At 68.3% G+C, this 5,323-nt stretch carries 3 protein-coding genes and 1 riboswitch; of the genes, 1 reads left to right on the top strand and 2 read right to left on the bottom strand.

The features are described 5' to 3' along the window. Positions 1-131: 131 nt before the first annotated feature. Positions 132-2,465: a TonB-dependent receptor gene (locus DMC18_RS04355; RefSeq protein ID WP_110132716.1), complete on the top strand. Its 2,334-nt coding sequence runs from the start codon at positions 132-134 to the stop codon at positions 2,463-2,465. Positions 2,466-2,731: 266 nt separating this feature from the next. Here the strand turns inward: DMC18_RS04355 and DMC18_RS04350 are convergent, their stop codons facing one another. Both DMC18_RS04350 and purH read right to left on the bottom strand, forming a co-directional pair. Beyond that, positions 2,732-3,505 carry a dienelactone hydrolase family protein gene (locus tag DMC18_RS04350; RefSeq protein WP_110118682.1) on the bottom strand — a complete coding sequence of 258 codons (774 nt, stop codon included), beginning with the start codon at positions 3,503-3,505 and terminating at the stop codon, positions 2,732-2,734. A 16-nt stretch (positions 3,506-3,521) separates the two neighbouring features. Beyond that, positions 3,522-5,114, bottom strand: coding sequence for a bifunctional phosphoribosylaminoimidazolecarboxamide formyltransferase/IMP cyclohydrolase (purH, locus tag DMC18_RS04345; RefSeq protein WP_110118683.1), 1,593 nt, complete (start codon positions 5,112-5,114; stop codon positions 3,522-3,524). Positions 5,115-5,141: 27 nt separating this feature from the next. Then, positions 5,142-5,222, bottom strand: a riboswitch (ZMP/ZTP riboswitch). Positions 5,223-5,323 lie beyond the last annotated feature (101 nt).

Raw genomic sequence — 5,323 nt, 5'->3', positions numbered from 1 at the left:
CAGCAGGTCTTCGACGTCGTCCTCGGCTTCAGCCACGCTGTTTCACGGCTCCTTCACAACCCCGTCGCGTAAGCGACACCGCCGCTCCCTACGGGCGGGGCCTCGTACAGTTGTTTTGAGGGGAATAGTCCATGCGCGCCATCCGCACCACTACGCTCGCGGGCTCGCTTTCTGGCGCGAGCCTGCTGGCCCTGGCGATCGCCAGCCCTGTCCTGGCCGCCCCGCTTCCGGAAGCCGAGACCGCCGCCGCGCCGACCCAGGTCGACGAACTGATCGTCACCGTCCAGAAGCGCGAGCAGAAGGTGCTCGACGTACCGATGGCCCTGACCGCCTATTCCGGCGAGAAGCTCGACGAGTTGGGCCTGCAGGAGTTCGAGGAACTGGGCCAGTTCGTGCCCGGCTTCGACGTGCAGAACCAGTCGCCCAACAACCCCGGCTTCGTGATGCGCGGCATCACCTCCGACAGCGGCGAGGCCACCAACGAGCCGCGCGTCTCGGTCTATCAGGACGGCGTGTCGATCTCGAAGTCGCGCGGTTCCTACGTCGAGCTCTTCGACCTGGAGCGGGTCGAGATCGCCAAGGGCCCGCAGTCCACCCTCTACGGCCGCGGCGCCCTGATCGGCGCGGTCAACATCATCCAGGCCAAGGCCAAGCCGGACTTCGACGCCAGCCTCAAGGTCGAGGGCGGCGACTACGGGTACTTCATGGCCGAGGGCATGGTGAACGCCCCGATCACCGACGCCCTGGCCGTGCGTCTGTCGACCCGCGTCAAGAAGCGCGACGGCTATGTCGAGAACCTGCTGGGCGGCGAGGACTTCAACTCGACCGACACCGTGGCCGCGCGCCTGGCCGTCAACTACACGCCCAACGACCGCTTCAAGCTGGACGTGCTCTACAACTACCAGCAGGACAACCCGTCGGGCACCTCGTTCAAGTCGCTGACCTACGCCCCGACCGACCCGACCACCGGCAAGGTGATCGGCGACCTGGGCCGTAATTCCGGCGCGGCCCTGTCGACCGTCGACGGCTTCGAGAACGGCCAGCCCCTGGGCCTGGACCGCCGCCTGTGGAGCCTGACGGCCCTGGCCAGCTACAAGCTCAACGACAACCTGACCCTCAACTCGACCTCGGCCTACCGCTACTTCAGCGGCGAGGAAGTGTTCGATCCGGACGGCTTCTCGCTGCCGCTGTTCGTGTTCGCCGAGGACGCGCAGGGCAAGTCGGCCAGCCAGGAGTTCCGCCTCAACTACGACGCCGGCGGCAGGATCACCGCCTTCGGCGGCGTCAGCATGTTCTGGGAAGACGGCAGCCAGCGCGTGCCGCTGCGGATCAACGAGAAGATCGCCTACCTCTTCCTGACCGGCCAGCTGTCGATCCCCAACGGCCTGTCGACCACCGTGATCAACGCCATCCCGGCCCTGTCGGCGCTTTCGTCGGGCCGCACCGAGGAATACACCAACTACGGCAAGACCAACTCGTACGACGCCTTCGCCGACGTCACCTTCAAGGCCACCGAGCGCCTCGAGCTGACCGCGGGCCTGCGCTACACCTACGACGACAAGACCAGCGGCTATGGCGCCTGGATCAGCAGCCCGTCGGTGATCGGCGGCAGCACCGCCACGGTCACCCGCGGCCTGATCGTCCAGCCGGTGGCGACCTACTACAAGGACTTCACCGACAGCGGCGTCACCTGGCGCCTGGTGGCCCGCTACGAACTGGCCGACGACGTCAACGTCTACGGCTCGGTCTCGACCGGCCGTCGTCCCAAGGTGCTGACCGGCGCCAGCCTCAGCGAAGTGCCGGCCGAAGAGGTCACCTCCTACGAGGCCGGGGCCAAGGCCGCCCTGCTGGACCGTCGCCTGACCGTGGACGGGGCGATCTACCGCTACGACTACGAGAACTTCCAGACCAGCGGCGTGACCAGCACCGGCACGGCCATCACCATCAACGCCGGCGAGGCCAAGGCCTACGGCTTCGAGGGCCAGGCCAACTTCCAGGCCACGTCCGACCTGCTGGTGTTCGCCACCTACGGCTACAGCCACGCCCGGTTCGGCAACGGCCGCTACGAGGGCAACCACTTCCGCCTGTCGCCCGACCACTCGTTCTCGCTGGGCGTGAAGGCCTCGCGCGACACCGGGATCGGCAAGTTCACCTTCCTGCCGACCTGGACCTGGCAGTCCGAGCAGTTCTTCGACAACAACAACGACATCGCCGCCCTGCAGAGCACCACGGGCGTGATCAAGGACACCGTGCAGGACGAGGTCCAGAAGGCCTTCGGCCTCTTGAACCTGCGCCTGACCTACCAGCCCAAGGACAGCCCGGTGACCTTCGGCGCCTTCGTCACCAACGCGCTCGATCAGGACTACATCAAGGACGCCGGCAACACCGGCGACGCCTTCGGCATCCCCACCTTCATCGCCGGCGAGCCCCGGTTCATGGGGGTGTCGGTGTCGTTCAAGCACTAGGAGCCAGACCCTTCTCCCCTTGCGGGAGAAGGTGTCGCCGAAAGGCGACGGATGAGGGGTCTCTCAGACTTCTGACGCCGCGACGGCTGATCGGCTGTCGCGGCGTTTTCATGGGCGCACACCAAAAGATGCTCTCCCTGAAGGGGGAGCTGTCGCGGAGCGACTGAGGGGGACGTGGCTGTTGAGTTAGCTGCCGCCTCGACCTTGGAAGGGACTTCCCCCTCCGGCCCTCCGGGCCACCTCCCCCTTCAGGGGGAGGATTTCGGTCAAGCAAACAGCCCCGGTTTCGGCGCCACGGCCTTCAGGGCCGCGGCGAAGTAGTCCTGGACCTCCTGGAACAGGTCCGGGCGGTAGATCGCGCGCGGGTCGTTGGCCTTGTCGTCGTCGAAGGCGTGGGTGGCGTCGGGGTAGAGCTTGAGGTCGACCTTGACGCCGTCGGCGCTGAGCCGCTCCAGGGCCTTCTTGGGATAGCGCCAGCCGACCACGCCGTCCTTCTGGCCCAGCACCGACCACACCGGCGGCGCGCCGGGACCCCAGCCGCGGCGGCTGGTCATCGAGGGATAGGCCGCATACGGATAAACGAGCAGCGCGCCCTTGACCTGCTTGCGCAGGGCGACCGCGTCGGCGTCGGCCAGGCCGGTGGCGCTGGGGGCCGAGGTTCCGGCGGCGTAGGCGTCCATGATCGTCCAGGCGCCGTGGCTCCAGCCGGCCAGGAACACCTGGTCGGCCCGCGCCCAGCTCTGCGTCTTCAGCCAGGCCAGGGTTGCGAAGATGTCGGCCGCCCGCTTGGCCCCGTGCAGGGTCATCAGGGTGCAGACGAAGAGCTTGCCGTCGAGCGTGCTCATGCCGCGCGGCGCGAACGAGTCGAGCACGATGGCGGCGTAGCCGGCCTTCACGGCGACCTCGGCATAGGTCTCCAGGAACGGGGTCTTGCCGCCGCAGCCGTGCAGGATCAGCGCCACCGGAAAGGGGCCCAGGCCCGCGGGCTTGAACACCCGCGAGCGCGAAACGACCTTGGCTCCCCAGCTGGCGCTGTCCATCGTGCTCACTCAATCCTTAGTGGCGGAACACTCGCACGCCGGTGAAGGCCATAGTGAGGCCAAGCTTGTCGGCGGCCTCGATGACCTCGGGGTCGCGCATGGAGCCGCCCGGCTGGATGATCGCCGTGGCGCCGGCTTCGGCCGCCTGGATCAGCCCGTCGGCGAACGGGAAGAAGGCTTCCGAGGCGCAGGCGCAGCCCGCCAGCTCGAGGCCGAAGTCGGCGGCGCGCAGGGCGGCGATGCGGGCGCTGTCCTTGCGGTTCATCTGGCCGGCGCCGACGCCCAGGGTCTGGCCGGCGCGGGCGTAGACGATGGCGTTGGACTTGACGTGCTTGCCGATCTGGAAGGCGAACAGCATGTCGCGGATCTCTTCCTCGGTCGGCTGGCGCTTCGTCACGATCTTCAGGTCGGCCGCCTTGATCCGCGCGTCGTCGCGGGATTGCACGAGGAAGCCGCCGGCCACGCTCTTGAAGGTGTCGCCGGTCGACAGCGGGTCGGGCAGGCCGCCGGTGACCAGCAGGCGCAGGTTCTTCTTGGCGGCGAAGACGGCGACGGCGTCGTCGTCGGCTTCCGGGGCGATCACCACCTCGGTGAAGATCTCGACCATGGCCTCGGCGGCCTCGCGGGTCAGGCGGGTGTTGGTGGCGACGATGCCGCCGAAGGCCGAGGTGGGGTCGCAGGCCAGGGCCCGCTCATAGGCCTCGCGCTGGGTCGCGCCCAGGGCCACGCCGCAGGGGTTGGCGTGCTTGATGATGGCGACGGCCGGACCCTGGGCCGGGTCGAACTCGGCGATCAGCTCGAAGGCCGCGTCGGTGTCGTTGATGTTGTTGTAGCTGAGTTCCTTGCCCTGCAGCTGGCGGGCCGTGGCCACGCCGACGCGGGGATTGGGGAAGGTGTAGAAGGCCGCCTTCTGGTGCGGGTTCTCGCCATAGCGCATCGTCTGGCGCAGCTCGCCGGCGAGCGACTTGCGGGCCGGGAAGTCCTGACCGAGCTGTGCGGCGAACCAGGCCGAGATCGCCGCGTCATAGGCCGCCGTGCGGGCGTAGGCGCGGGCCGCCAGGGTCTTGCGCAGGGCCAGCGAGGTGCCGCCGTCGGCCTTCAGGGCTTCGAGCACTTCGCCAAGGTCGGCCGGGTCGGTGCAGACCGAGACGTAGCCGTGGTTCTTGGCCGCCGAGCGGATCATGGCCGGGCCGCCGATGTCGATGTTCTCGACGCACTCTTCGTAAGAGCCGCCCTTCGCGACGGTGGCTTCGAACGGATAGAGGTTCACATAGAGGATATCGATGCCGCCGATGCCGTGGTCGGCCATGGCCTTGGCGTGCTCGGGAGCGTCGCGAACGCCGAGCAGCCCGCCGTGGACGATGGGGTGCAGGGTCTTGACCCGGCCGTCCATCATCTCGGGGAAGCCGGTCAGGTCCGACACGTCCTTCACCGGCAGGCCGGCCGCGGCGATGGCCGCCTTGGTGCCGCCGGTCGAGACCAGCTCGACGCCCGCCTCGTGCAGGACCTTGGCCGCCTCGACCAGGCCGGTCTTGTCGGAGACCGACAGCAGGGCGCGCTTGGGGGCGACGAGATCGGGGGCGGACGGATAGTCGGGGGCGGCGGGCACGGGGGACTCCGGGTCTGGTTGCGGTCAGAAAGGAGCCCAGGCGCGCGGCATATGCGTCTCGAGCTCCCCGGTGGTCACCCACCTTCAACGCCAGTCACTCGAACGGCGCGGAACATACGGAGGGGGGACGGGGAGTCAATGCGGCGAAGAAAACCTCTCCCATAGGGAGAGGGAGGGGCCCATGCGCAGCATGGGAGGGTGAGGGGTTA

The sequence above is a fragment of the Caulobacter sp. D5 genome (assembly GCF_003185805.1).
In the GTDB taxonomy this organism is placed as follows: domain Bacteria; phylum Pseudomonadota; class Alphaproteobacteria; order Caulobacterales; family Caulobacteraceae; genus Caulobacter.
This window is presented reverse-complemented; position numbering and strand designations above follow the sequence as displayed.